Source organism: Bacillus sp. X1(2014), assembly GCF_007678255.1.
This window is the reverse complement of sequence record NZ_VEED01000007.1, coordinates 181,670-207,472: the sequence shown is the minus strand read 5'-3', so window position 1 is coordinate 207,472 and position 25,803 is coordinate 181,670. Positions and strand designations below refer to the sequence as shown.

The 25,803-nt window shown below is 39.5% G+C and carries 21 protein-coding genes and 1 pseudogene; 14 read left to right on the top strand and 8 right to left on the bottom strand.

The window, feature by feature from the left end; all coding sequences use genetic code 11:
- Positions 1–3 precede the first annotated feature (3 nt).
- On the top strand, positions 4–192 hold the full coding sequence (locus tag FS608_RS15465) for a hypothetical protein (protein ID WP_144552511.1): 189 nt from the start codon (positions 4–6) through the stop codon (positions 190–192).
- Positions 193–661: 469 nt separating this feature from the next.
- Positions 662–2,863, top strand: a complete 2,202-nt coding sequence (gene katG, locus FS608_RS15460) for a catalase/peroxidase HPI (RefSeq protein ID WP_144552509.1) — start codon at positions 662–664, stop codon at positions 2,861–2,863.
- A 348-nt stretch (positions 2,864–3,211) separates the two neighbouring features.
- On the opposite strand, the gene FS608_RS15455 is transcribed toward katG, so the two are convergent.
- Complete coding sequence (locus tag FS608_RS15455) at positions 3,212–4,513, bottom strand: CitMHS family transporter (protein ID WP_144552507.1); 1,302 nt, start codon at positions 4,511–4,513, stop codon at positions 3,212–3,214.
- A gap of 346 nt (positions 4,514–4,859) precedes the next feature.
- On the opposite strand from FS608_RS15455, the gene FS608_RS15450 reads away from it, so the two are divergent.
- The 3 genes from FS608_RS15450 to fbp all read left to right on the top strand — a co-directional run bounded on the left by FS608_RS15450 (position 4,860) and on the right by fbp (position 9,373).
- Positions 4,860–6,452, top strand: coding sequence for an ATP-binding protein (locus FS608_RS15450; protein WP_260871697.1), 1,593 nt, complete (start codon positions 4,860–4,862; stop codon positions 6,450–6,452).
- A 16-nt stretch (positions 6,453–6,468) separates the two neighbouring features.
- Positions 6,469–7,173, top strand: coding sequence for a response regulator (locus tag FS608_RS15445; protein ID WP_144552505.1), 705 nt, complete (start codon positions 6,469–6,471; stop codon positions 7,171–7,173).
- A 268-nt stretch (positions 7,174–7,441) separates the two neighbouring features.
- Positions 7,442–9,373, top strand: a complete 1,932-nt coding sequence (gene fbp, locus FS608_RS15440; protein ID WP_144552503.1) for a fructose-1,6-bisphosphatase — start codon at positions 7,442–7,444, stop codon at positions 9,371–9,373.
- 263 nt (positions 9,374–9,636) lie between these two features.
- Here the strand turns inward: fbp and madM are convergent, their stop codons facing one another.
- Positions 9,637–10,401: a malonate transporter subunit MadM gene (gene madM, locus FS608_RS15435; RefSeq protein ID WP_186328749.1), complete on the bottom strand. Its 765-nt coding sequence runs from the start codon at positions 10,399–10,401 to the stop codon at positions 9,637–9,639.
- A complete protein-coding gene (gene madL / locus FS608_RS15430) occupies positions 10,382–10,792 on the bottom strand; it encodes a malonate transporter subunit MadL (protein ID WP_144552499.1) in 411 nt (136 codons plus the stop codon). Before madL ends, madM begins: the two co-directional genes overlap by 20 nt.
- Positions 10,793–11,083: 291 nt before the next feature.
- Here madL and FS608_RS15425 point away from each other — a divergent pair, with 291 nt between their 5' ends.
- Genes FS608_RS15425 through FS608_RS15395 form a run of 7 tightly spaced genes read left to right on the top strand, consistent with a single transcriptional unit; the run spans position 11,084 to position 17,927 of the window.
- The gene (locus FS608_RS15425; RefSeq protein WP_144552497.1) at positions 11,084–11,743 is read left to right on the top strand and encodes a GntR family transcriptional regulator; all 660 of its coding nucleotides are present in this window, start codon (positions 11,084–11,086) and stop codon (positions 11,741–11,743) included.
- A 55-nt stretch (positions 11,744–11,798) separates the two neighbouring features.
- The gene (mdcH, locus tag FS608_RS15420) at positions 11,799–12,734 is read left to right on the top strand and encodes a malonate decarboxylase subunit epsilon (protein WP_144552629.1); all 936 of its coding nucleotides are present in this window, start codon (positions 11,799–11,801) and stop codon (positions 12,732–12,734) included.
- 37 nt (positions 12,735–12,771) lie between these two features.
- Positions 12,772–14,418, top strand: coding sequence for a malonate decarboxylase subunit alpha (gene mdcA / locus FS608_RS15415; protein WP_144552495.1), 1,647 nt, complete (start codon positions 12,772–12,774; stop codon positions 14,416–14,418).
- Between the two features lie 13 nt (positions 14,419–14,431).
- On the top strand, positions 14,432–15,310 hold the full coding sequence (locus FS608_RS15410; protein WP_144552493.1) for a triphosphoribosyl-dephospho-CoA synthase: 879 nt from the start codon (positions 14,432–14,434) through the stop codon (positions 15,308–15,310).
- A gap of 13 nt (positions 15,311–15,323) precedes the next feature.
- The gene (locus FS608_RS15405; protein WP_144552491.1) at positions 15,324–15,635 is read left to right on the top strand and encodes a malonate decarboxylase subunit delta; all 312 of its coding nucleotides are present in this window, start codon (positions 15,324–15,326) and stop codon (positions 15,633–15,635) included.
- Positions 15,613–17,304, top strand: a complete 1,692-nt coding sequence (locus tag FS608_RS15400; RefSeq protein ID WP_144552489.1) for a biotin-independent malonate decarboxylase subunit beta — start codon at positions 15,613–15,615, stop codon at positions 17,302–17,304. Before FS608_RS15405 ends, FS608_RS15400 begins: the two co-directional genes overlap by 23 nt.
- The gene (locus FS608_RS15395) at positions 17,295–17,927 is read left to right on the top strand and encodes a malonate decarboxylase holo-ACP synthase (RefSeq protein WP_144552487.1); all 633 of its coding nucleotides are present in this window, start codon (positions 17,295–17,297) and stop codon (positions 17,925–17,927) included. The genes FS608_RS15400 and FS608_RS15395 overlap by 10 nt, the downstream gene beginning before the upstream one ends.
- 436 nt (positions 17,928–18,363) lie before the next feature.
- Here the strand turns inward: FS608_RS15395 and FS608_RS15390 are convergent, their stop codons facing one another.
- The 3 genes from FS608_RS15390 to FS608_RS15380 form a co-directional block, all read right to left on the bottom strand.
- A complete protein-coding gene (locus tag FS608_RS15390; RefSeq protein ID WP_144552485.1) occupies positions 18,364–18,861 on the bottom strand; it encodes an acyl-CoA thioesterase in 498 nt (165 codons plus the stop codon).
- Between the two features lie 159 nt (positions 18,862–19,020).
- Positions 19,021–20,247, bottom strand: a complete 1,227-nt coding sequence (gene ystJ / locus FS608_RS15385) for an NADP-dependent malic enzyme (RefSeq protein WP_144552483.1) — start codon at positions 20,245–20,247, stop codon at positions 19,021–19,023.
- Positions 20,248–20,845: 598 nt separating this feature from the next.
- A complete protein-coding gene (locus FS608_RS15380) occupies positions 20,846–21,445 on the bottom strand; it encodes a TetR/AcrR family transcriptional regulator (protein WP_144552481.1) in 600 nt (199 codons plus the stop codon).
- Between the two features lie 226 nt (positions 21,446–21,671).
- On the opposite strand from FS608_RS15380, the gene FS608_RS15375 reads away from it, so the two are divergent.
- Both FS608_RS15375 and FS608_RS30320 read left to right on the top strand, forming a co-directional pair.
- On the top strand, positions 21,672–23,177 hold the full coding sequence (locus FS608_RS15375) for a DHA2 family efflux MFS transporter permease subunit (protein WP_144552479.1): 1,506 nt from the start codon (positions 21,672–21,674) through the stop codon (positions 23,175–23,177).
- Positions 23,178–23,187: 10 nt separating this feature from the next.
- Positions 23,188–23,373: pseudogene (locus FS608_RS30320) on the top strand (3-ketoacyl-ACP reductase); the annotation flags it as partial.
- Between the two features lie 217 nt (positions 23,374–23,590).
- Here the strand turns inward: FS608_RS30320 and FS608_RS15370 are convergent.
- Together FS608_RS15370 and FS608_RS15365 are read right to left on the bottom strand one after the other, a co-directional pair.
- Positions 23,591–25,003 carry a PQQ-dependent sugar dehydrogenase gene (locus FS608_RS15370; RefSeq protein WP_144552477.1) on the bottom strand — a complete coding sequence of 471 codons (1,413 nt, stop codon included), beginning with the start codon at positions 25,001–25,003 and terminating at the stop codon, positions 23,591–23,593.
- A gap of 165 nt (positions 25,004–25,168) precedes the next feature.
- Positions 25,169–25,783 carry an RraA family protein gene (locus FS608_RS15365; RefSeq protein ID WP_144552475.1) on the bottom strand — a complete coding sequence of 205 codons (615 nt, stop codon included), beginning with the start codon at positions 25,781–25,783 and terminating at the stop codon, positions 25,169–25,171.
- Positions 25,784–25,803: the final 20 nt, after the last annotated feature.

Sequence of the window (25,803 nt, the reverse complement as noted above, 5' to 3'; positions counted from 1 at the left end):
AACATGTTACGTTATGTTGGCAGAAAACTCATCTGGTTTCTGATCGGAAGTACGATCTATACTACATTTATCGGATTTATCCTGTTTAAGGCTGGCCTCATATCATTTCCATGTATTCCCAATTCCCAAAATGCACTGAATAATAAAGATCGTAATCGAAATAAAAGAGTTGGTAGAATTCGAGTTACTTAGAGATAAGGTATTGTTAGCTTCAATAGTGTCTATGTAGTAATTCAAAGTCAAACACTGGAGGTTTGGACTTCTTGCCCGCAATGTGCTAAAAGCCCAAACCTTTAATATATTTGTATCTTGACAAAACAGTGAAACCAAAGCGTGAGCAAGAGGGAATTTTACCGTTTATTTTTCCAATATAGTGAAATCAACATTCAGCAATAACTTCTGCCCTGATGTAAATGTCAGGAAAGGGGTATTTTTTTTGAGATTACGGAACACAAGAAAATTCAAGGCAGAAAAAAATGATACAACAGAAATTCCGGAAAATATTACAAATTTGTGATAACGTTGGTTATTTTTTCAAATTTATGTAATAGTTTAGTAGAATTGAAACATAATAATTAATACAACCAGTTTTGAAGCTTCTTACTACAAGAGACATAATTATCTGTTGCAATATTCACAAGAACAGGGAGGAGAAAAACGAATGGATGCTAATATTGGAAAGTGCCCGTTTCACGGCGGCGCTGCTAGTAACAATTCTAAGGGTACGTCTAATAGAGACTGGTGGCCAAACCAGTTGAACTTGAACATTCTCCATCAGCATGACAGAAAATCTAACCCTATGGGAGAAGACTATGATTATGCAGAAGAATTTAAAAAGTTAGACTACTATGCCCTTAAACAGGATCTTCGTGATTTAATGACCAACAGTCAAGATTGGTGGCCAGCTGACTATGGACATTATGGTCCATTCTTTATCCGTATGGCTTGGCACTCCGCTGGTACATATCGTACTGGAGACGGCCGTGGTGGCGGTGGAACTGGCACACAGCGTTTTGCTCCACTTAACAGTTGGCCTGACAACGGTAACCTTGATAAAGCTCGTCGACTACTATGGCCGATTAAGCAAAAGTATGGCAACAAGATTTCTTGGGCTGACTTATTTATTCTTACAGGTAATGTCGCTATAGAATCAATGGGCGGAAAGACATTTGGTTTTGGTGGAGGACGAGCAGATGTTTGGCATCCAGAAGAAGACATTTACTGGGGGACTGAATCAGAATGGTTAGGTGATAAGCGTTACACAGGTGATCGTGAGCTTGAGAACCCACTTGCAGCCGTTCAGATGGGTCTTATCTATGTTAACCCTGAAGGTCCAAATGGTAATCCAGATCCGCTTGCAAGTGGTCGTGACATACGCGAAACCTTTGCACGTATGGGAATGAATGATGAAGAAACAGTAGCATTAATAGCCGGCGGCCATACTTTTGGTAAGGCACATGGTGCAGGAGATGCTGCTCATGTTGGTCCAGAACCAGAAGCTGCTCCAATTGAAGCTATGGGCTTGGGCTGGTTAAGCACACACGGCAGGGGTAAAGGTCATGACACCATCACAAGCGGTATTGAAGGTGCTTGGACTGCTAATCCAACACAGTGGGATAATGGTTACTTTGATTTATTATTTGGATATCAATGGTGGCTTACAAAGAGTCCTGCGGGTGCCTATCAGTGGCTTGCGGTAAACCCTGATGAGAAGGACCTTGCACCGGATGCAGAGGATTCATCCGTTCGTGTTCCGACTATGATGACTACTGCCGATATGGCATTGCGTTATGATCCAGAATACGAAAAGATATCTCGTCGTTTCCATGAGAATCCAGAAGAGTTTGCTGATGTATTTGCACGGGCTTGGTTTAAGCTAACACATCGTGACATGGGGCCGCGTTCAAGATATCTAGGACCAGAAGTTCCAGAAGAAGTTCTTATCTGGCAAGACCCTGTACCGGCTGTTGAATATACATTAACAGATGCAGAAGTTGATAAGATTAAAGTCATGATCTTAGACTCAGGACTTACTATCAACGAATTAGTTACAACTGCTTGGGCTTCAGCAAGTACTTACCGCTGCTCAGATATGCGTGGCGGTGCTAATGGTGCTCGCATCCGTCTTGCTCCACAGAAGGATTGGGAAGTAAATCAGCCGGAGCAACTTACCAAAGTACTTTCTGTACTAGAAAGCATTCAAAGTCATCTAGGAAAGAAAGTTAGCATGGCTGACTTGATTGTACTAGGCGGTAGTGCGGCAATAGAAAAAGCTGCAAAAGACGCAGGCTTTGATGTAACTGTTCCTTTCGCTCCAGGACGTGGCGATGCAACCCAAGAACAAACTGACTTAGAAAGTTTTGCAGTGCTAGAACCTGCCGCTGATGGTTTCCGCAACTATCAAAAGGAACAGTATCGTGTAAGTGCGGCAGAGCTGCTAGTTGACAAGGCGCAACTTCTAGGCCTTACCGCACCAGAAATGACTGTACTTATTGGCGGTATGCGTGTATTAGGTACTAACTTCGGTGGCACGAAACACGGAGTTTTCACTAATCTTGTAGGCACACTTACTAACGACTTCTTTATTAACTTACTTGACATGGGAATAGCGTGGACGCCTGTAGGCGGTGACGTATTTGAAGGACGTGATCGCAAGACAGGAGCAGTAGTACGTACAGCAACTAGTGTTGACCTAGTGTTTGGTTCAAACTCCGTTCTACGTGCCATAGCAGAAGTTTATGCTCAAGATGATAACAAAGAGAAGTTTGTGCGTGATTTTATAGCTGCTTGGGTAAAAGTTATGAATGCAGATCGCTTCGACCTTCGGTTGAAGAAAGCTCAACTACTAGGCTATTCGAAGTAAAATCTAATTAGAGAAAAAAACAGGCTCAAACCTTTAATCAAAAAGGGTTTGGCCTGTTTTTTGTTTTAGGGAAATCAGGGTCAGTCCCCCATTTAATTAATGCTTTAATATGGTGGGGGACTGACCCTTAACAGCTCATTCTTAGGTTAAAGAAAAATATGGGGAGTGATTATAAATAACCTCGGAAAGAATTTTGCAACCTTGAATTCTTTCATAATTTTCTTTGGCTTCCTTTTCCGTCTCAAATTCAAACATTGTAATTTTATTATCCTTAGAGTAGGTGTTGTATACAGTAATGATCCACATGGAATTAGCCCCCAATTTAAAAATTAATTTTTAGCATTTGTTTTATAAAGAAATAACCCCTAAAACTAGTGCTGCTATTACCATTACTGTAGTTGTTCCTAGCGCCCATTTAATTAAGAAACGCTGTAAATCACTAAATTCGATTCCTACCATACCTATTAATAAATGTGCTGCTGCCACTAATGGACTTAGTACGTGTACAGGCTGTCCTAGTATGGAGGCACGGCCTATTTCGGCAGCGCTAATGCCATAAGACTCGGCAGCTTGGGCAATAATGGGAAGTACACCAAAATAAAACGCATTATTGGACATAAAAAAAGTAAAGGGTGCGCTTAAAAAAGCGACAATAACTGGTAAATGCTGCCCCATTGCTTCTGGAATCAATGACACTAAAGTAGTAGCCATCGCATCAATCATTTTCGTTCCTGACATTATACCTGTAAAAATACCAGCTGCAATAACAATGGAGACGACCGCTACTGCGTTACTTGCGTGTGAAGAGATTCGTTCTTGTTGCTCTTTTATATTTGGATAATTTACTAATAAAGCAATAGCAAATGCAACCATAAATAAAATCATGAGCGGAATAACATCCATAATTAACAAAACTATGAGAATGAGGGTTAAAGCAAAGTTAAACCATACCAGTTTTGGACGGCGATAGTTAAACTCGATTTTTGCATCCATTTCAGCCGTACTGGCCACTTCCCGAAATGCATCAATTTCTAAAACTCCAAGTCTTCTGCGTTCCATTTTTCCGAAAATAAAGGATATAACCAGAACCCATAAAAGCCCAAAACCCATGACAGGAATGAGTGGCAGAAACAGCTCAGATGAGTCGAGCTTCAATGAAGTCATCGCCATTGCAGAAGCTCCTCCCCAAGGAGTCATATTCATTACTCCCATTGAAGACATGGCTACTCCTGCAAGAATTAGAGGATTCATTCTTAGACGTTTATATAGGGGAAGCAAGGAAGAAACCGTAATCATATAGGTTGTAGTTCCATCCCCATCTAAAGCAACCATCATCGACAGTACAGCTGTACCTACAACAATTTTTAAAGGATCACCTTTGACGAGTTTTAAAATTTTGCCAATAAGGGGTTCGAATAAACCAGTATCAATCATAAGTCCAAAGTACAAAATTGCGAAAAAGATCATAATGGCGGTAGGGGCAATAGCTTTGACACCCTCAAACATCATCGCACCTAAATCATTCGCATAACCCCCGATTAGACCAAATAGTATGGGAATGAGCATAAGAGCTACAAGGGGGGTTAACCGTTTTGACATAATTAAATACATAAAAACTGCAACCATAGAAAAACCCAAAAAAGATAGCATACTTTATATCCTCCTTCGTTGTTAAAAGCTGGCCATAGAAAATCTCATTTTCTTGGAGTAATGTAAGTCTATAAAAGAAAACAAGAGTGTGACCTACTGATTGTTAGCGCTTTCTCAGAAAGATTAACACGGGAACAGTCAAAGGAATATATATAACGAATATTTTCAATATTCGTTATAAATATAATTATTTTCATATTTTTCACAGCCAATTCTATAATTCTTCAATGTTACTGTATAGCTAGTGACATTGATGGAGGTTGAACTAAAAAAATTAGAATATTACTATAATTGTTATATAATAAAGGTAGTTATATTATGAAGGAATATAAGTGAGGGGAAATGATTGGGCAAAAGAATTAAAAAAACAAGGCTGCTAACACAAATGATAGTATTTATTTCTATTATTATTCTTCTTACGATTGTATCAGTTAGCGCTCTCTTCTCCTCTATGATTGATGATATGATTAAAACTTCATTGGGAAACCAAGCCATGACAGTAGCAAAGATGACGTCTCAAAAGGAACAAATTATCAATGCTTTTAAGGATCCGAATCCTTCTTTAACCATACAGCCCATTGCAGAAGAAATACGCAAAGATACAGGTGCCGGCTATGTCGTAATTGGCAATAAAGAAAATATTCGCTATTCTCACAATATAACAAAATATATTGGAAAGACTATGGGTTCCAGCAACAAACCGGTATTTGAAAATAACGCCTCAATTATATACGAAGGAACTGGTATTTCAGGAAAGGCTATTAAAGCAAAGACTCCTATTTATAATGAGGACGGAGAAATAATCGGTGTATCGTCCGTTGGTTTCTTAACCTCGGAAGTGGAGGGTAAAGTCCATAGCTATCGCCTCAAGTTACTTCATTTTACTGTTTTTATTTTGCTAATTGGGATTGTAGGGGCGGTCATTATATCAAAGAGGGTAAAAAAATTAATTTTTAATCTCGAGCCCGAAGAAATATCTTTTTTGTTTAAAGAAAAAGAAGCGACCTTAGAATCAATTAGAGATGCCACCGTTGCAGTCAATAAAGATGGCAAAGTAACCTCCATCAATAAACGGGCAAGAGAGTTGCTGAAACACGATCACATTGAGAAAGGCATAAGAATGGAGAATGGGCGTTTAAACACGTTGATTAAAACCGTAATGGGAAATCAACAAAACACCATTAATCAAAAAGTTATCTTTGGCGAACAGCTCTATTTGGTTGATGCATCTCCCATACTGGAGAATCAAAGAACAAGCGGTGCCGTATTAACCATACGTCCTGTTTCTGAAATAGAGGAGATTATAGATGAAGTTTCTAAAGTTCAAAACGTTTCTGAGCATATCCGCGCCCAAAATCATGAGTATTTAAATAAATTAAATACTATTTATGGATTGATTACCCTAGAACAATATGATGAGGTAAGGGAACTAATCTCAGAAGAAGTCAAAGAACGTCAGGATATAGTGGTTTTCTTAACTTCATCCGTAAAAGATCCTTTTATTGCCGCTTGTCTGCTCGGAAAAATAAATCGATCAAAGGAATTAAAAGTAGACCTGGAAATAGATAAAGAGAGCAACCTTGAGAGTATCCCCTCTACATTAAATACAAAACTATTTGTTTCAATACTTGGTAATCTTATAGATAATGCCATGGAGGCAGCGGTTCGGACTAATTCTGACGGGGCTAATGTGAAAGTTTCTTTCACAGATATTGGTAGCGATATCATCTTTGATATAGAAGACAACGGCAACGGCATTCCCCAAGAATGGCATGATATGATTTTTATCCAAGGATTTACGACAAAAGAAGGAGAAAATCATGGTTTGGGACTAGCCATTGTTAAAAATGCGTTAAAAAAAATGAACGGGGAGATTTTTATTTCTACCAGTGATTCAGGCGGAGCTCAATTCACCATTGTTTTACCAAAAGGCAAATAAGAGAGGGTTACGATAAATGAGCAAAAGTTTAATCAAAGTAATGATTGTAGAAGATGATGAAACAGCGGCTAAAATTTATGAAAAATTTACTGATAAAGCAGAAGGATTCCAAGTAGTGGCCATTGCAAATACGGGGAAACAGGTACTGGACATGCTTAATGTGTTTACTCCAGATCTCATTTTACTTGATGTCTTTCTTCCTGATATGAATGGGATCGATCTATTATGGGAGATTAGGAAGAATATGAGAAGTTTGGACATCATTATGATTACAGCAGCTAATGATGTTGGCACGGTAAGTGAAGCAATCAGGGGAGGCGCATTCAGTTATATCCTTAAACCGATTATGATTAACAAGTTTTTTGAGGTACTGGAACAATTCAAAGAAACTAGAGAAAAACTAGTCAAATTAACCATTGTCGAACAGGAAGATGTGAATGATTTTTTCATGTTGAAAAAACCACGGGAAGATCCTCTAATCAGGGAGGAATTACCTGAAATACTGCCAAAGGGAATTGACAAACATACATTAAAAAAAGTGAGACAGCAAATAAAGGATATAAATGAAAACATAAATGCAGAAGAATTTTCAAAAATAATCGGAGCCAGTCATTCAACAGGCAGGAGATATCTTGAGTATTTAGTTTCAATCAATGAGATGGAAGTAGAAGTTATTTACGGGACCATAGGACGCCCTGAGAGGAAATATCGGAAGAAGTAATCTGGGGCATTATTTCTTTACCAAAAACAGTTTGTTCGTTCTAAAAAGAAATGAATAAGGCTGTTCGCATGCCTTATTCATTCCTTTTTATTTCATCCTTTTCTCGCTCTGTAGTCTTTTATTTTGGGCATTGATTAAGAATATGGTTGACAGAGAGATTCTTAATAGTAAAATAACTATAATTTAAGTTTATCTGATAATATAAATAGTATATCTCAATCGAATACATAGAAAATAAATGATGAATTTTGAAAGGGGATACATAATTTTGAACTCAAAGTATCTAGACTTACTTGTCCAAAAATATGATTGTGAAGAAAAAGTAGTAACTGAAATTATTAATCTGGAAGCCATTCTTAATCTCCCAAAGGGGACAGAACATTTTGTTAGTGATCTACATGGGGAGTATCAGGCTTTTCAACATGTGTTAAGAAATGGTTCAGGGAATGTAAAAGAGAAAATCAGGGACTTGTTTCAAGATGTTTTATTTGAAAAAGAAATAAATGAATTTGCAGCATTAGTTTATTATCCTGAAGAAAAATTACAATTAATTAAAAATCATTTTGGCAATGAACAAGAATTAAACCAATGGTATATAGTCATCATCGAGCGGATGATCAGGCTTATTTCTCATGCTTCCTCTAAATATACACGTTCGAAATTAAGAAAAGCATTACCGAGTCAGTTTGTGTTTATTATAGAGGAGCTGCTATACAAAACATATCAATCTACAAATAAAGAACAATATTATACAGAAATTGTCCAGCAGATCATCTCCTTAGGTCAGGCTGATAAACTCATTACAGGGCTTGCCTATACCACCCAGAGATTGGTTGTCGATCATCTTCATGTAGTGGGCGATATTTATGATCGTGGACCTGAACCTGATAAAATCATGGATACTCTGATCAATTATCATTCGGTTGATATTCAATGGGGAAACCATGATGTACTATGGCTAGGTGCTTTTGCTGGTTCAAAGGTTTGTCTTGCTAATATCATTCGTATCTGCGCGAGATATGACAATTTGGATATTATTGAAGATGTTTATGGAATCAATCTTAGACCCTTGCTGAATCTTGCGGAGAAATACTATGAGGACAATCCAGCCTTCAGACCTAAGCTGCATTCAGAAAAGAAACTATCTGACCATGAAAAATTACAAATAACGAAAATTCATCAAGCAATTGCGATGATTCAATTTAAGCTCGAAATGCCTATTATAAAGAGACGCCCAAATTTTAATATGTCAAAAAGGCTTTTGCTGGAGAAAATTGATTATGACAAAAACGAAATAACGATTTATGGGAAAACTTACCCTCTAGTAAATACTTGCTTTGCAACTGTAAATCCAGAGCAGCCTGATCAATTATTAGAAGAAGAAAACCAGGTTATGGAAAAATTGTTATTTTCTATCCAACATTCAGAAAAGCTGGCCAGACATATGAATTTCCTAATGAAAAAAGGGAGCCTGTATTTAAAATATAACGGGAACCTATTAATACATGGTTGTATTCCTTTAGATGAAGAAGGGAATATGGGGAAAATGGTAATTGAAAATAAAACCTATTCAGGCCGTGATTTACTGGATGTTTTTGAACATTATTTACGCCATTCTTTTGCGCATCCTGAAGAGACAGACGATCTTGCGACAGATATGGTCTGGTATTTATGGACAGGAGAATATTCATCACTCTTTGGAAAAAGAGAAATGACAACTTTTGAGAGGTACTTTATTAAGGATAAGGCAACTCATAAAGAAGGTAAGAATCCGTACTACCATTTACGTGAAAATGAAGATTTTTGCCGCAGAATCCTAACAGAATTTGATCTGAATCCTGACCAGGGTCATATAATAAATGGCCATACACCAGTGAAAGAGATTGAGGGAGAAAATCCAATTAAGGCAAATGGTAAGATGATCGTGATCGATGGAGGCTTCTCCAAAGCTTATCAATCAACAACAGGTATTGCAGGATATACATTACTCTATAATTCCTATGGTATGCAGCTTGTCGCCCATAAGCATTTTAATTCAAAAGAAGATGTTCTACTTAACGGGACTGATGTTTTATCAATAAAAAGATTGGTAGATAAAGAATTAAAGAGAAAAAAGGTAAGAGAAACGAATATTGGAGAGAAATTATTACAGGAAATTTCTATTTTGAATAATCTGAGAGAACATCGCTATATGGATTGACATCAATTTGGACGTGGGGACAGGAACACTGTCCCTGTTTTTTGTAAATAAAAAATTCTGTTTTAACAATGGAAGAATATGCAAAAAAATAAGCAATCTTAGTCCTGTTAAGTACAGAAATACCAAGATTGCATAAAAGCATACTGTCTGCCTGAAGTCAGATGTTCGTCTATGATGTCTTTCCTTATAGTATGAAATCATTCTTTAATGGAGAAAAAATGCTCTAGAAGTATAAAGTTTTATGAAGGATATAAGTTCTACTATTATGCAAAAATGGCCTTTGTCAATAAAAATAAAATAGATGGGGCAAGTAAGCACCCTAGGCCAGTATAAAATGTGGCGGTAACCGCTCCATATGGAACAAGCTTTGGATCTGTTGCGGCTAATCCTCCTGCCACCCCACTCGTGGTTCCCATGATTCCGCCGTATACCATGGCAGTACGCGGGTTATTTAATCCAATATATTTTGCGATAAAAGGTGTGCCGATCATGGTCAAGATGGATTTTACCAGTCCTGCTGCGATGCTAAGCGTGATAACTTCGGAACTTGCCCCAATAGCAGATCCCGTTACTGGTCCTACAATATATGTAGCCGTCCCGGCACCAATAGTTGTTAAACTAATTGCATCTCTGTATCCAAAGGCAAGTGCAATAATGACACCGACAACAAAAGAGAGGACAACGCCTACAAACAAGGATAAGACCCCGTTTATGCCAGCTTTCTTTATTTCACTAAAGTTTGCCCCAAAGGCGGTAGCAACGATAGCAAAGTCCCTGAGCATCCCGCCGCCCATTATCCCGATGCCAGAAAAAAGGGTAATATCTGATAACCCTTTTTCTCCTCCGGTAACTACTCCGCCGATGTATGCGAGAACAAGTCCGAGAGCAATGGCAATGGCAGAACCGTGGATGCGGCCCTTCGTTAATTTATTAGAGATAAAATAAGAGAGATACATAGTTAAGCCGACAATGGCAAAAGCAACAATTAAACCATTATTTTTCAGAACATTACCTAATATTTCTAACACCCTGCTCGCCTCCATTCACATCTATTTCAAGAATTTCTACCTTAGCGCCCTTGCTTAAAAGAGGAACTACGGCCCAGCTAATCAGTACAACGGCCACTCCGGCAATAATAGCCAAAATCCCTCCATCTAGGGCAGCTACTACATTTTGCTGTGCCGACATAGCAATAACGATTGGAATATACATTCCACTCCAAAAAGCTAGTCCTTCTGATGTTTGCTTGTGTAGCTTATCTTTCTTCTTCATATATTCGACGAGTAGAATCAACATGAGCATAGCAAAGCCAACACCGCCGACATTTGCGTCAATTCCAAGGATGTGACCTAAGAGATCTCCAAAAAATACCCCTGATAAAAAGCAGATAGATAATATTGCTACCCCAAAAATAATCATGCAATTTCTCCTTTTCAATTTTTTCTTTTAAACAATAAGGCATAAAACTGAAAGCGAACAGAACAATTAAACGTATGTCTGTACTCAGAAGAAATTGAAACAAAGGAAAGCGTTTGCAAAAGTGAGAGAATCAACAGTCGACTGTATTCCTAAAACTCATAATAAATCGTGATAAATTACAATGTCAACACCTTTTTTAAATTTTCTAAATATATTGAAATTTGAAAAATCAGGCGTTATAATAAAAATCGACAGTCGACTATTTTAAAATTTAATGGAGGAGACTTCGTCATGAAAACAAATAAATTTACTCAAAATGCGTTATCAAATCATATTGCTGAACATATTACCGATCAAATTATTAAAGGCGAATTAATCCCCGGGGATAAACTAGTCGAACATATTTATGCAGAAGAGTACGGAACTAGCCGCGCTCCTGTTAGGGAAGCTATTTATTTACTTTCCATAGAAGGCCTTGTGGAAAGAATTCCGAGAAAAGGGGCCGTAGTCAAAGAATATACGGTAAATGAAATATATGATCTTCTTGAAATACGCAACATGCTTGAAACCATGGCTATTGAACGTATTGGACGAAACGGAATAGACCAAGCGGACCTGCAAAAAATGGCTGATATTTTAGAAGAAATGAAGGATAAGACGGAGGTTCATCACTATACTCAACTAAATCACTCTTTCCATATGACACTTGTGGAAATGAGTAAAAGTGAGACGATTAAAACGATGTATTCAAGGCTTGGATGGCCACTCTTAAGAATCCAAAGCCTATCTTTCTCAAACGATGGAAATATTGAAAAGTCTGTAAGAGAGCATCAAATGTTAATCGAATTTTTGAGAGAAGAAAACATCCAGGAAGCAGCGAATCTGTTAAAACATCATAACGAGGATGTCATTTTAAGTATGAGGAAGAAGCTAAGTTCACAGAATAAATAAGTTTTTTACAGGATTTTCAGTGTAATTGATTTCCAAACAAGGTGGTGAAAGTTTGGTGAAGCTCGCATTCTTATTTCCTGGCCAAGGTTCTCAAAAACCTAATATGCTCCATGAACTTCCTGAACATCCTGCTGTTGAGGCAGTTCTATACGAAGCGATGGAGGCGCTTGGAGAAAGCGTTTACAAGTTTGATTCTAGAGATGCTTTGATATCGACTGTCTCAGTTCAAATCTGCCTGCTAGTTTCTTCTATTGCTATGTTAAGAGTTTTTGAAGCCGAAGGGGTATATCCAGATTTTGTGGCAGGCCATTCAGCAGGTGCTTTTAGTGCAGCGGTTGCCTGTAAGGCCATTGGGTTTGCTGATGCTTTAAGAATGATAAAGCTAAGAGGGCAGCTAATGGAACAGACCTTTCCCAGAGGTTATGGAATGGGTGTCATTACCGGAATGGATGAACGGACAGTAAAAGAACTTGTACTTTCTTATTTTACAGAGACCGAACCTGTATACACGGCAAATGTCAATGCTACCGATCAAATCACGATTGCAGGCTCTATTAATGCACTAAACAAGGTGATTGACATTGCTGCTACTAGAGGGGCAAGAACAGCGGAACTTTTAAATGTGAACATACCCTCCCATTGTTCCTTGCTACACTCAGTTTCTAAATCTTTACAGGAGGAATTGTCAAAAATTAAATTTAGGCAGCCAGTCATTCCATACGCTTGTAACCGAACGGCAAGGCTTTTAAGATCGCCGGAACAGGTTAGGGAGGATCTTGCTTTTAATGTTTCTCATCCAGTTATGTGGCATGATATTTCTTCCATCCTTTGTGAGCACGGTACAAGGCTTTTTATTGAGATGCCTCCAGGAAATGTTCTTACCAGTTTATCCAAAAAAGCAAGGCCTGGTGCCCGTTCTCTTTCTGTGGATGAAAATGGATTTCGAAATTGTTTGGTTATGGCTAGGCGATCTTGTTCTGAACATTCTTAAGGATAAAAGTTTGATAGGAGAAAGGGGATAGCAGCAAATGCAGGTAATTAAAAAACATTCTTGGAAAAAACGATTAGAGGCAAAAGAAAAGAGAATGGAGAAAATGAAAGACATTACGGGCAGCCGAATTATTCCTACAAACAAAATTGTTCAGGCGCTTGAAACCTTAATCCAACCTGGTGACCGTGTTGTTCTAGAGGGAAACAATCAGAAGCAGGCATCCTTCCTATCGGCAGCACTTGCCAAGGCAGACCCAGTAAAATTATATGATTTGCATATGATTATGTCGAGTATATCCCGACCTGAGCATTTGGATTTGTTTGAATATGGAATTGCTAAAAAAGTAGATTTTTCTTATGCCGGCCCGCAAAGTCTTCGGATTGCACAAATGCTGGAGGATGGGAAGCTTACGATGGGTGAGATCCATACTTATATAGAGTTGTATGGTAGGTTGTTTATTGACTTGATCCCATCAGTTGCACTGGTGGCGGCTGACAAAGCCGATGTTACCGGTAATTTATACACAGGTCCGAATACAGAAGAAACCCCAACATTGGTTGAAGCAGCAGCTTTTCGTGATGGAATTGTCATTGCCCAAGTGAATGAACTAGTGGATGAACTTCCGCGTGTTGACATTCCTGGTTCATGGATTGATTACGTCGTAGTTGCTGACAAGCCATATCAACTAGAGCCTCTTTTTACCCGTGACCCCCGCCATATTACAGATATCCAGGTGCTTCAAGCGATGATGATTATCCGTGGTATATATGAAAAACATCAGGTGAAGTCGTTAAATCATGGAATTGGCTATAATACAGCTGCCGTGGAATTATTACTTCCTACATATGGAGAAAAGCTTGGTCTTAAAGGAAAGATCTGCAAACACTGGGCGTTAAACCCTCATCCTACACTGATTCCAGCCATCGAAAGCGGCTGGGTAGAGAGTGTCCATTGCTTTGGCGGGGAAGTTGGAATGGAAAAATACGTGGCCTCAAGGCGCGATGTATTTTTTACAGGCCGTGATGGAAGTTTACGTTCAAATCGGACATTATGCCAGCTAGCAGGACAATATGCTGTTGATTTGTTTGTAGGTTCAAGTCTCCAAATTGACGCTTACGGAAATTCCTCGACTGTTACCCGCGGGAGGCTTGCAGGGTTTGGCGGCGCACCAAATATGGGGCATGACCCAGGGGGAAGGAGACATTCCTCCGAAGCTTGGCTGGATATGAAGACAAATAATGATCCACTTGCACGTGGGAAAAAACTGGTAGTACAAGTCGTAGAAACCTTCCAAAACGGAAATAAACCGGTGTTTGTTGAATCTTTAGATGCATTGGACGTTAAAAAAGATGCAAATCTCGCAACTGCACCAGTCATGATTTATGGTGAGGATGTCACACATATTGTGACAGAAGAAGGGATTGCCTATTTATATAAGATAGACAGTATGGAAGAACGCAGGCAGGCAATTGCAGCAATCGCAGGCGTTACACCGCTTGGGCTTCAACATGACATCAGAAAGAGCAAAAAATTGAGAAGAGAAGGTTTGATTGCCCTCCCTGAGGATCTTGGGATTAGAAGAAATGAGGCAAAGCGTTCATTGCTTGCTGCTAAAAATGTAGAAGAGCTGGTGGAATGGTCAGAGGGTTTATATGAACCACCTGCGAAATTCCGCAGCTGGTAAGAGGTGGCTTTAAGTGGAACAGTTCCAAACCTACACAGAGAATCTGGCGAATTTAGCAGTGAAAGCACTGATTGAGGAGGCAGAGCTGACGCCGAAGCCTGGGCTTGTTGACAGAGAAAGTGCAGGTTCCCACCATGATATGTCGATAGAATTAATGATTCAATCTGCCAGATCATTAGAGCCGGCGTTCAGAGAAATGGCCGAGGTAAGCTATGGAAGGATCCCATCCCAGGAATTAAGGGAAAAGCTTGCTGCTATCGGGCGACAAGGGGAAATCGATATGTTGCAAGCTACTGGTGGCGTGAATACACATAAAGGTGCAATCTGGGCATTGGGCCTTCTTATTTCAAGCGCAACCATGAACCCAAGAGAGACATCCTTGGAACATATTGCTAAAACAGCAGGAAAACTTGCCCGTTTCCCGGATCGGCACTTACCACAACATATAACCAATGGTAAACGAGTAAAGGAAAAATATGGGGTAAATGGAGCACTGGGGGAAGCACAACTTGGGTTCCCTCATATAAGAAAGATAGCCTTACCTGTTCTTTATGATTCGAGGAGCAGGTGCATCAAGGAGGACCATTGCAGGTTAAATACCCTAATTGCTCTTATGGCAAGCCTTGATGACACATGTATTTTACATCGGGGAGGGGCTCAAAGCTTGGCCGCTACTAAGGAACTTGCTTCGGAAATCCTGCTATTAGGCGGGGTTTGGACAAAGACAGGATGGAAGGTTTTAGAGGAACTAAGCCAATTCTTAATTAAGTGCCATGCTTCTCCAGGCGGGAGTGCGGATTTGTTGGCAGCTACATTATTCCTAGATAATCTCTATAAAAATAACACGAGCCATTTATGGGAGTTTAAAAAGTACTCACTGATTAGAAAATAAGGAGGGTGCCAAAATGGAAAAATTAGTGTTTCGTTTTCCTGCAACAAAAAAAGTCCAGTCGAATGCACATGTGGGTGTAGTTGGATCTGGAGATTTGGAAATTTTGATGGAACCTTCAGAAGGAGCGTATGCAGAAGTTCTTATACGTACTGGTACGACCGGGTTCAAAGAAACATGGAACGCGGTTTTAGAACGATTCTTTACGCAGCACGATTTTTCAGCCATTGTAAAGATTAATGATTTCGGTGCAACCCCAGGAGTTGTAACATTACGTTTATCACAAGCGTTGGAGGTGGCTAACGATGCTAGATACGTTAAAAAATAGTTTTGTAGAATGCAGCGGACGTGAACGGGCACGTGCCTTGTTAGATGAATCGAGCTATAGGGAATTACTGGATCCATTCACAGGGATTGAATCACCACATTTGGAACCTCAGGGCATTGTCCCGCAAAGTGATGATGGTGTGGTAATTGCAAGGGGAGAATTGCATGGTCTATCTTTGTTGGTGATTTCGATAGAAGGGAATTTCCAGGGAGGAGGCATTGGTGAGGTCTCAGGTGCTAAAATTGCTGGGGCACTGGAACTTGCATTGGTGGAGAATAAAGCAGGCGGTTCAGTGTACCCTGTCATTGTGTTTGATACAGGGGGCGTAAGGCTGCAGGAAGCAAACTATGGTCTATTGTCCATTGCAGAAATCGGGGCTGCCATTGTTGCACTTCGGGAATATGTACCGGTTATCGGTATTATTCCTGGAAAGATTGGAGCTTTTGGCGGGATGTCGATTACCGCTGGATTATGCAGCTTTTTAATTATGACCCGTGAAGGACGGCTTGGACTAAATGGGCCTGAAGTTATTGAACAAGAAGCCGGGATTGAGGAATTCGATTCCATGGATCGGCAGTTAATCTGGAATACAATTGGTGGGAATCAAAGAGCAGCAACGGGATTCGCCAATCTGGTTGTGGATGATGATATTGAGGCTTTTCAGCAGGCCATTTTTTATGCAGCTGAAAAAGCGGCTGAAAATCCACCAAGAAGCACCCAGGTCGAGAGGTATTTAACGTTTTTACATTCGGTTAATACTTCAGAACCAATTAAGCCTGAAAAAGCACGTCACTTATGGAAGCAGTACGAGAATACTAAACTAGCTGAATATAGCTTAAAGAGGACCACACAGGAAAATGAGATAGTAAGCAGGGGACATAAATGGTTTAATCTCTTAACGAATGGAACCACAAGTATCAGTAAGATTCCTTCAGTACTTTGCGCAGATTCCTTTATTGGGAACCTCCCGGCGCGTTTCCTTGCAGTTGTACCGGATAAATTCAGCCACTTCCCAAGAGCACGATCCGGTGAATTCGGCCTAGGAGAGGGATGGATGATCGCCAAGCATATACTTGATGTTATCGAGGAGGATCGGCATCAGGAGAAGCGGGCAATTATCTCAATTGTTGATGTTCCAAGCCAGGCTTATGGCTATCGCGAAGAACTACTCGGAATTCATCAGGCATGTGCTGCAGCCGTAGATGCATATGCTTCTGCTAGATTAGCAGGTCATCCAGTCATTGCCTTCATACCAGGAAAAGCTATTTCGGGTGCTTTTCTTTCCCACGGAATGCAAGCCAGCCGTCTGATAGCCTTAGAGGATGAAGGGGTGAATGTTCACGTCATGTCCAAACATTCAGCAGCAAGGATTACTCAGCGAACGATTGAAGAATTGGAGGAAGCAACAAAAAAAGTGCCTGCAATGGCCTATGATATTCGGTCTTTTGAAAAACTAGGTGCACTATTTTCCCTAATGAGTGGTATAAATGCAGATTCACCAGGAAGTTCCGACCGTGAGAAAGTTTTCAGTAAATTAGTTGAAGCCATTGAAGACACAAAAAACAGTCCAAGGGATCTTAGCAGCAGACTCAAAACTTCGTTTGCACGAGAAGGTGGGCGGGCGGCTTCAATACTTGTTCGGAAGAAGCTTAGAGAACAATGGCGCTAGAACCACATGACTTATTAAAGATTAATCCAAAGGATATCATCAGCCACTCTTTTATCCCTGAATGGGTCGTACATTCTTTGGAGAAAGCACCATTTGTAGTAGTCCGCAGGGCACATGCTCCAAAAGGGCAGGCAGCTATTGGCATTAGGGGCAAGGAAAGAAACCAGAGATTTGGGGCATTCTTACCAGAACATAGTGTAATAAAACAAATAAAACCTGAAGAACTTGCCGGAAGAAATCAGTGGAAGGATAAACATTCACCGGTTTTCGCAGCTATGGGATTTGCAGAAGAGATATTCAATGTTCACAGGCTTTCATGGGGGCCTGGAGGAAGTGCCGGTTTCGAGCTTGCCAGTGGGGTGGAAACAGTGACATCAACAAGTGACCTAGACTTGATCATTCGCTCACCAAAACTATTGGAATTTTATATAGCGAGGAAGATTGTAGAAGAATTTAAAAGAAGCCCGGTAAGAGTTGATGTTCAAGTAGAGACCCCTGCTGGTGCCTTTTCATTATTAGAGTATGCAGGAGGTCCAGGGCCAGTGTTATTAAAAACCATGTTCGGTCCAAAGTTGAGCAGTAATCCTTGGGAGCTATGTAATGCTTCTTACTCTTTTATATAGGTAATTTAATAAAATGGGAGAGTGCTTCAAATAAGGAGAGTGGACTAGTCCCATTGAAGACAATAGCAGAAGCCCGGCCCCTTAATAGGTAAGCCGGGTTTTTTTGAACTGTTTTAATAAGGGGTACCACCAGCAAAAACTCTAATTACAAAGTTAAGAAGAACTGTGTATAAAGATTATTCGCACGGTAATGTAACCGATGCTTAATATTATCACTGATTGTTCATTGGCCGTAATGATTCTAAGGTAGCAGCCTCTTTTTGATCAAGCGATACCCACCTAGTAAGTTGATATGATCCATCCTATAGTTAATGGTTTTCTTTATATTTCATTGGTCCACCATCAGGCCAATACAGCAATATATTTATGTTGTAAGGAGCAGATTAAATTGATAAATTTTTTAACATGCATATTTCCCCAGGTTAATAATCTATAATTAGTGTGTTAAGAAAGTAGCTAATTCTTTACTCTTTTGTTTTCGATGCTTGCGCATTAATGCTCGGTCCGGTGCGGATTCATGCAATTTTTTCTCTTCTTCAGTTTCAGGAATGACCTGAGGAACATGTGCTGGACGTTTATGCTGATCAAGTGCAACAAACGTTAATAGAGCAGTAGCTGCAATTCTCCGTTCACCACTTTTTAAATCTTCAGCAATAATCTTTACAAAAACCTCCATGGATGATGTACCTGTCCATGTCACATAGGATTCAAAACAAACCGAATCTGATGTATGAACGGGACATAAAAAGTCTACTGAATCGGTTGAGGCAGTTACACATTCTCTGCGACTATGTCGAGCTGCGGAAATCGACGCTACCTGGTCCACATCACTCATTAATCGTCCCCCAAATAATGTATTGTGGTTGTTTACGTCATTTGGAAATACACGACTTGTTCGTATAACTCTTGATTCTCTACAAAATTTTGCTTCCATACATATTCTCCCTATTTCTCCCATTATCTGTTACCATAAAGATTGTTTCACTATTCCAACATAAGCCGTCCAAGCCCGAACAATTCCAACAACAATAGTTCATACATGAGAACGTTTTGTTTCTATAATATATCTATTTAGAATTTAAGCTAAGACAGATTAGTCCCTTAATACCAATAAACGTTCTTCGATTTCATGTATATTAATATTCCTTTGTGAAACTCCTGTTTCCATTGCCGCCTTAGCAACTGCGGCGGCTACATGTGCAGCTACTCTTGGATCAAATGGATCCGGAATAACATAATTCGGGGTAAGCTCTTCATCCTCAATTAACCCAGCAATCGCATAAACCGCTGCAAGTTTCATTTCTTCGTTGATTTCTTTTGCACTAACATCTAAAGCACCGCGGAAAATTCCAGGGAATGCTAATACGTTATTGACTTGATTTGGAAAGTCAGAACGTCCTGTCCCGACAACAAATGCTCCAGCTTCCTTTGCCTCTTCCGGCATGATTTCCGGAATCGGGTTTGCCATAGCAAATATAATAGAATCACGATTCATCGAACTAACCATTTCTTTTGTAACGGCACCGGCTGCTGATACTCCTACAAATACATCCGCTCCAACAAGAGCATCTGCCAGTGTACCTTGCTTTTGTTCTTTATTAGTGATGCGTGCCATTTCCTCCTTAAAACGATTCATCCCGTTTGGACGACCTTCATAAATGATTCCATTTGTATCACATAAAATAACATCTTTTACACCCATATTAAGCAGCAGCTTAACGATCGCTACACCGGCAGCACCTGCGCCGTTTGCAACAACGCGAATATCTTCTAACTTTTTGTCAACGAGTTTCAACGCATTAATTAACCCAGCGGCGGTTACAATGGCTGTACCATGCTGATCATCATGGAAAATTGGAATATTACAAATTTTTCTCAACCTGTCCTCAATTTCGAAGCATTGTGGTGCAGCAATATCTTCCAAATTCACTCCACCAAAAGTCGGCTCCAATAATTTAACGACCTCGACAATTTTGTCAGGATCTGATGTATCTAAGCAAATTGGGAATGCATCAACATCTGCAAATGATTTGAATAATAAGGCTTTCCCCTCCATGACTGGCATAGCGGCCTTAGGTCCAATATTTCCAAGCCCTAATACAGCTGTTCCGTTTGAGACAACGGCAACGAGGTTCCCTTTTATTGTGTAGTCATACACTTTGTTTTCATCTCTATAAATTTCCTTACACGGCTCAGCAACCCCAGGAGAATAAGCAAGACTCAAATCCTTTGCATCGCGCAGAGGAACCTTTGACATAACGCCAAGTTTGCCTTGCTTTTCCTTATGTATCCTTAATGCTTCTTCATTTAAAATTGACATATACTATTCTCTCCCATTCATTATTCGTTATAGATTTTTAAATAGATGCTATACGGATAAGAATACTGCGGTTATCAGAATAATAAAAATTGTAAAAAATTATACTTACTTATAAGAAATTTTTATATGGGAAAAAAAGGATTGAACTGTAGGTGATATATCCTGGATTTCAGCATTGACCGTCAGGGAAAAATAATATATTGAGATACTTATTTAAAAAAGGTGCGGCTGCCGTCGCACAAAAAGGCTGCGGAATCGCATTATTCCGCAGCCTAATCTATTTTTCATACCATTTGATAGGAAAAACCTCGAAATTTGAATATTTTATTTTAAGAACGGAAAAGGGAAATTACTTCAACAAGAAGATCGTCATTTTTTGTAAAATCACCAATAAGAATTTGAATTTTTGTACTTAAATAATCGGGTACAAGAGTTATGTGCCAGTATGGAAGATAGGTTAAAAATAGTATTCTAACAAAATAAATATCTGCTTACTACCATATCCCCTAGACTCTCTTAGATCGACAATTTTTAATTGCGAATGAAAAGCCAGTAGATAACAATTACCAAAAAAGTCCAACTGGTGTAATTGCTTTTTTCATTTTGTTTTCCTAATATCGTTATTCAAATGAAAAAGCATATACATCTGCTTAGCAAGGAATTGCGGTGTATAAGGCATGTCTTTACGCAACCAAGCTACGATTGTGCCTATAAGAGCTGAAGAACCGTGCCAAATAGCAATATCCCTTTGGATATCGGTAGTAGCGAGCATGGAGTCGATCTCCGTTCTCTCTGTTATTGATTTCGTAAGGATTTTTAATAACCGCTCTGTAAAGATAGGCGTTCGTGTGGAACCAAGAACTACTTTATAGAATTTGGCATTCTCGGCTATGTGCTCAAGCAGGTTTATAAGTTTTAACGAATCCATTTCTTCAGAGGAATTCATGTTTGTTGTTGTACTCATCATAATGCCCTCAATATCCTCGGCCATTTCCTGCGCCATCTTCTCCAGCATGTCTTGTATATCATGATAATGCAAATAAAATGTAACACGGTTGATGGTTGCGCGTTCAGCAATCCGGTTAACCGTGATTTTATTTATTTCCATTTCCTGCAGCAAATCTATTAACGCGTCTTTTATTAATTGGCGTGTACGAAGTACCCGAGGATCTACACGCGTCTTTTCATTATCTTTCATGTCTAACCACTCTTCCTATAAATTGGTAATTTACAATAATTTAAGTTCTGTCTATTTTTTTCGGTTTTCTCAACAAAATTGAAATAAATGATAACTAATTTACACTTCTCAAGAAATTGTCTGTTGTCATAACCAACGGTCTTAATATAATGTAATTTATACAATGTTAATTATTAAACACATTGTAAAAAAAGTCTATATTCAAGTTAGAAAGGGTAGGAGAGAATTGAATAATAATGCTAAAACTGTCACAAATTCGATAAAAAAAGGACCTATTATGTTCATTATGATATTAGGTGCTTTCATTGCAACATTAAACCAAACACTCATGAGCGTTGCTACTCCTGAACTGATGGTTGAATTTAAAATCTCAGCTGCAACAGCACAGTGGTTAACCACAGGTTACATGCTGGTAAATGGTGTTTTGATTCCCATTACCGCCTACTTTATGCAGCGGTTTACCACCCGTCAGCTTTTTCAAGCGTCGATGTTTATCTTTCTAGCCGGGACTATCGTTTCTGCTATTGCAACGGGATTTCCTTTATTATTGACCGGACGTATGATTCAGGCGGCTGGTGCAGGAATCATTATGCCGCTGCTTACGAACGTCATTCTTACCATATTTCCTCCCGAAAAAAGAGGTGCGGCCATGGGGATGGTCGGGCTTGCGATCATTTTTGCCCCGGCCATCGGTCCTACAATTGCCGGTTACATTATTGAAAACTACAAATGGGAAACAATGTTTTATGGAATGATTCCATTTGCGGTTATTGTTATTGTACTTGGATTCATTTATCTCCGAAATGTATCCGATCAAATCAAGACAAAACTTGATATCCTAAGTGTTGCCCTCTCTACCATTGGTTTCGGAGCCTTGCTTTATGGTTTTAGCCGTGCTGGAAGCCTTGGATGGTCAGACAAGGAGGTACTAAGTACGATCACAGTAGGAATCTTGGCCCTAGCAGTCTTTTCATGGCAGCAGATGAAATCGCAAAATCCGCTGCTTGACTTGCGTGCATTCAAGTATAATATGTTCTCCTTAACAACTATTATCAATATCGCGGTTACGATGGTGATGTATGCCGACATGATGCTGCTTCCGCTCTACCTTCAGAATATCCGTGGTTATACAGCGATTGAGTCCGGTCTTCTCCTTCTTCCAGGGGCACTAATAATGGGTTTCCTTATGCCAGTTACAGGGAAGTTGTTCGATCGGTTCGGCGCGAAATGGCTAACTGTTATTGGAATGGTTATTACGATTACCACAACGTTAGGCTTTACCAACTTGACAGACTCAACAAGTTATACCTTTTTGGTTCTGATGTCAACGGGGCGTCGCATTGGGATGGCCTTAATGATGATGCCTCTACAAACCGCTGGCTTAAATCAACTGCCACAGCAGTTAAGTGCACACGGAACTGCCATTAGCAATACCATTCGGCAAGTTGCCGGTGCTGTCGGGACTTCACTCCTTGTTACTGTTATGTCAGACCGAACAAAATCACATCTGCAGGACATGATTCCTACTGCCGCTGCTAAGGGCTTGACTCAAGGGCAGCTTATAAAGGAATCGACTATTCAGGGGATTAATGACGCATACCTCGTCATTATTGGGATTGGCACCATTGGATTAATTCTTTCTTTCTTTATTAAGAAAGTTAAACAAGCTTCCGAACTTGAATCCAAAGCTACTTTGGAAAAGGTACAACAAAGAGACTTGAAAACTACCTAACTTTACGAACGTTGAAACAAATATCAGTTCTTCAATGACGGGAGTTGACGAATTTGGTATGGGGCGCATTAAAGCTGGATTAGGAATAAATCCACGTGTAGGGAAACCAGAAGAAATTGCAAATATAGCTCTTTTTCTAGCCTCTGATGTTAGTGGAACAGTTATTACGGGGGATGCAGGTTGGACCGATTATTAATTTAGTACATTGGTAAAACCGTCGAGATTTATCTTGACGGTTTTTTTCTTTAATAGTTTGTGAAATATTGTTAGTATGGCAATGGGCTTGCACGAGTGCACTCATTCTGGCACCTGCTATCGGTCCAACGATTGCTGTTAAAAAACTAAAATTACTTGTTAGGAGAAAGTTATGAAAGCATATGTACCCTTCAAGGTGACTGGCACTTATTTTAGAATTATGGAACAATTTCAAAAACAGTACCTTGGTTAAGGTCAGTCACTTTCATAGAACCATAGACCCCCAAGTATAGTCTGGATTGATCCATATTCGTTCCCAAACCGACATAATAAGCGGACTGAGACCCAAAATTATACTCTGTTTCAATCACACTATAATCATTTGGTTTGCCATCTGTTCTTACCTTGGTATACGCTAAAACCCCTCTAACCAAAGATTGCGATTTTTCTTTCCTGGCTAGATCGGTAAACACAACACTTCCTGTTAAATCGGGGATTCTATTCCCCATATAGGGCTGGACTCCTGTAAGAGCCGTTCCTCCAAACTTATCAGGCCTTACATCTTTATGAAAATAACTAGTTAGAGGCTGAAGACGCTTCACTGAAGTGTTTACTGCTTCATTGAAATAAGCAATGGTTTTCTCATCCAAATTCGGTTTTCCAGAGCAGCCCCTAACAATTGAAGTAGGAAAAGCACCTTCCCACCCTCGCCAGCCAAAGTTAATAAATCCTTCTTGTTCAGATTCGGTGTTTGTTAAAGAAGCTTGAACAAGTTGAATAACCGGTATTGGTTTATAATGAGCGAATGAAAAAATCGACTCTACCAGGTCCTGTCCGACATTTCCCACATATTTGATATACTGGTTATAAAATCTTTGGAATGAAATGCCTGGTATATTGCGGACCCCTTTGGCAATGACCGTAAGAGTTTCCTGAATAGGTGCAGGAAGTTCGTTAAAACGTGTAACTACAGGTGGATTATTGATAAATGTATTCTTAGCAACGTCAATTTCAATTATTTTACCGGCTATTTCCATATAATCCTGACTTAAATTAAATGGATCATAGCCAGAGCCACCATCTCCGGTGGTTAAAACAAGTTTTCCTGTTTCGGGTGAAAAGTTTAAACTATTGAACCCATTATGATTCAAAAATGGTCTTCTTATGTTAAGTAATGTCCGTCGTTTTTGAGGTTGACCATTCGATTGTAAAATCCATTCTTCAACAGTATCAATATGTTCATATTGTGTTTCTCTATTGATCCACTTTAGGTTTAACGTTTTGGGATCACATGGGTTTGGATTAAAACCTTCAGTGAGAGCACCTGGGCCCTGTGTCCCAGCTACTGAGAAATGTAGATAAAAAAGACCGTTATAATAAAATTCAGGATGAAACGCCAGCCCCAGCAATCCCCGTTCATCATAACCACCAGAAGGACCAAGTTTTATGATTCGCGTGCGAATATCTAAAAAAGTCCTTACTGCTCCGTTTCCTATGTAAAAGATTTCTCCTACCTGGGTTGCAATAAATAATCTTTCAATAGAGTCACCTGGGAGTATAGCTGTTTTCAAAACAGTGGGTAAGTTTATCTTACTAATAATGGGTTGTAAACGGACCTTAACTTTCTTCACCTAAACTTACACCCCTTCTAATTATTTTCTTTTATAAGAATATGATTAGAAATGTTTTATTAGTACCAGTACTAAATTAGGGCTTGGGAATCTAAAAAAGGCATTTAAAAATAAACAAAGAAGGGAAACGGCACTGTCCCATTTCCCTTCTTTTTGGTCATCTATTTATTTCAACATACTATCTAAATAACGAATCACTTCATCGGGTTTACCGGAAACTTTCTCATACCGTTCTTGATCTTTTACAAGTTTTTCTTTTGCTTTCCTTAATACCTCTTCCTCGATCGCTTTCGGAATAACTACAACCCCATCAGCATCCGCTACAATGATGTCTCCAGGACTGACTGAGGTGCCGCCGCAAGATATCGGCACGTTAACTTCTCCCCAACCACCCTTAGCGCTTGCTGCAACAGTCGTACCTTTGCAGAAAACTGGAAAATTTAGCTTTTTTACACCAAGAATGTCACGAATAACCCCATCAGTTACGATTCCTGTAATTCCTAATGTTTGTGCAAGTCCAAGGATAAAATCTCCTGCAATGGTCCGATAAGTATCCCCTTTGGCATCGACAACGAGAATATCTCCTAGCTTGGCCTCACGAATAGCACGTAAAACGCATTGATTATCACCAACTGGCATTTTAACCGTATAGGCGCGACCTGCTATTCTGTATTCCTCTTTTAATGGTTTAATTAATGGATCCATATTATTTAGTCCTTGCATCGTGTCAGAAATGCACGTGGTTGGAATCTCTTGAAATGCTGAAACAATTTCACTCATTGAGTTGCCCTCCTTAAAGA

Coding starts and splice junctions, on each gene's coding strand:
- FS608_RS15465 (WP_144552511.1), top strand. CDS start 4: ATGTTACGTTATGTTGGCAGAAAACTCATCTGGTTTCTGATCGGAAGT.
- katG (WP_144552509.1), top strand. CDS start 662: ATGGATGCTAATATTGGAAAGTGCCCGTTTCACGGCGGCGCTGCTAGT.
- FS608_RS15455 (WP_144552507.1), bottom strand. CDS start 4,513: ATGCTATCTTTTTTGGGTTTTTCTATGGTTGCAGTTTTTATGTATTTA.
- FS608_RS15445 (WP_144552505.1), top strand. CDS start 6,469: ATGAGCAAAAGTTTAATCAAAGTAATGATTGTAGAAGATGATGAAACA.
- madL (WP_144552499.1), bottom strand. CDS start 10,792: ATGATTATTTTTGGGGTAGCAATATTATCTATCTGCTTTTTATCAGGG.
- FS608_RS15425 (WP_144552497.1), top strand. CDS start 11,084: ATGAAAACAAATAAATTTACTCAAAATGCGTTATCAAATCATATTGCT.
- mdcA (WP_144552495.1), top strand. CDS start 12,772: ATGCAGGTAATTAAAAAACATTCTTGGAAAAAACGATTAGAGGCAAAA.
- FS608_RS15405 (WP_144552491.1), top strand. CDS start 15,324: ATGGAAAAATTAGTGTTTCGTTTTCCTGCAACAAAAAAAGTCCAGTCG.
- FS608_RS15400 (WP_144552489.1), top strand. CDS start 15,613: ATGCTAGATACGTTAAAAAATAGTTTTGTAGAATGCAGCGGACGTGAA.
- FS608_RS15395 (WP_144552487.1), top strand. CDS start 17,295: ATGGCGCTAGAACCACATGACTTATTAAAGATTAATCCAAAGGATATC.
- FS608_RS15390 (WP_144552485.1), bottom strand. CDS start 18,861: ATGGAAGCAAAATTTTGTAGAGAATCAAGAGTTATACGAACAAGTCGT.
- ystJ (WP_144552483.1), bottom strand. CDS start 20,247: ATGTCAATTTTAAATGAAGAAGCATTAAGGATACATAAGGAAAAGCAA.
- FS608_RS15380 (WP_144552481.1), bottom strand. CDS start 21,445: ATGAAAGATAATGAAAAGACGCGTGTAGATCCTCGGGTACTTCGTACA.
- FS608_RS15365 (WP_144552475.1), bottom strand. CDS start 25,783: ATGAGTGAAATTGTTTCAGCATTTCAAGAGATTCCAACCACGTGCATT.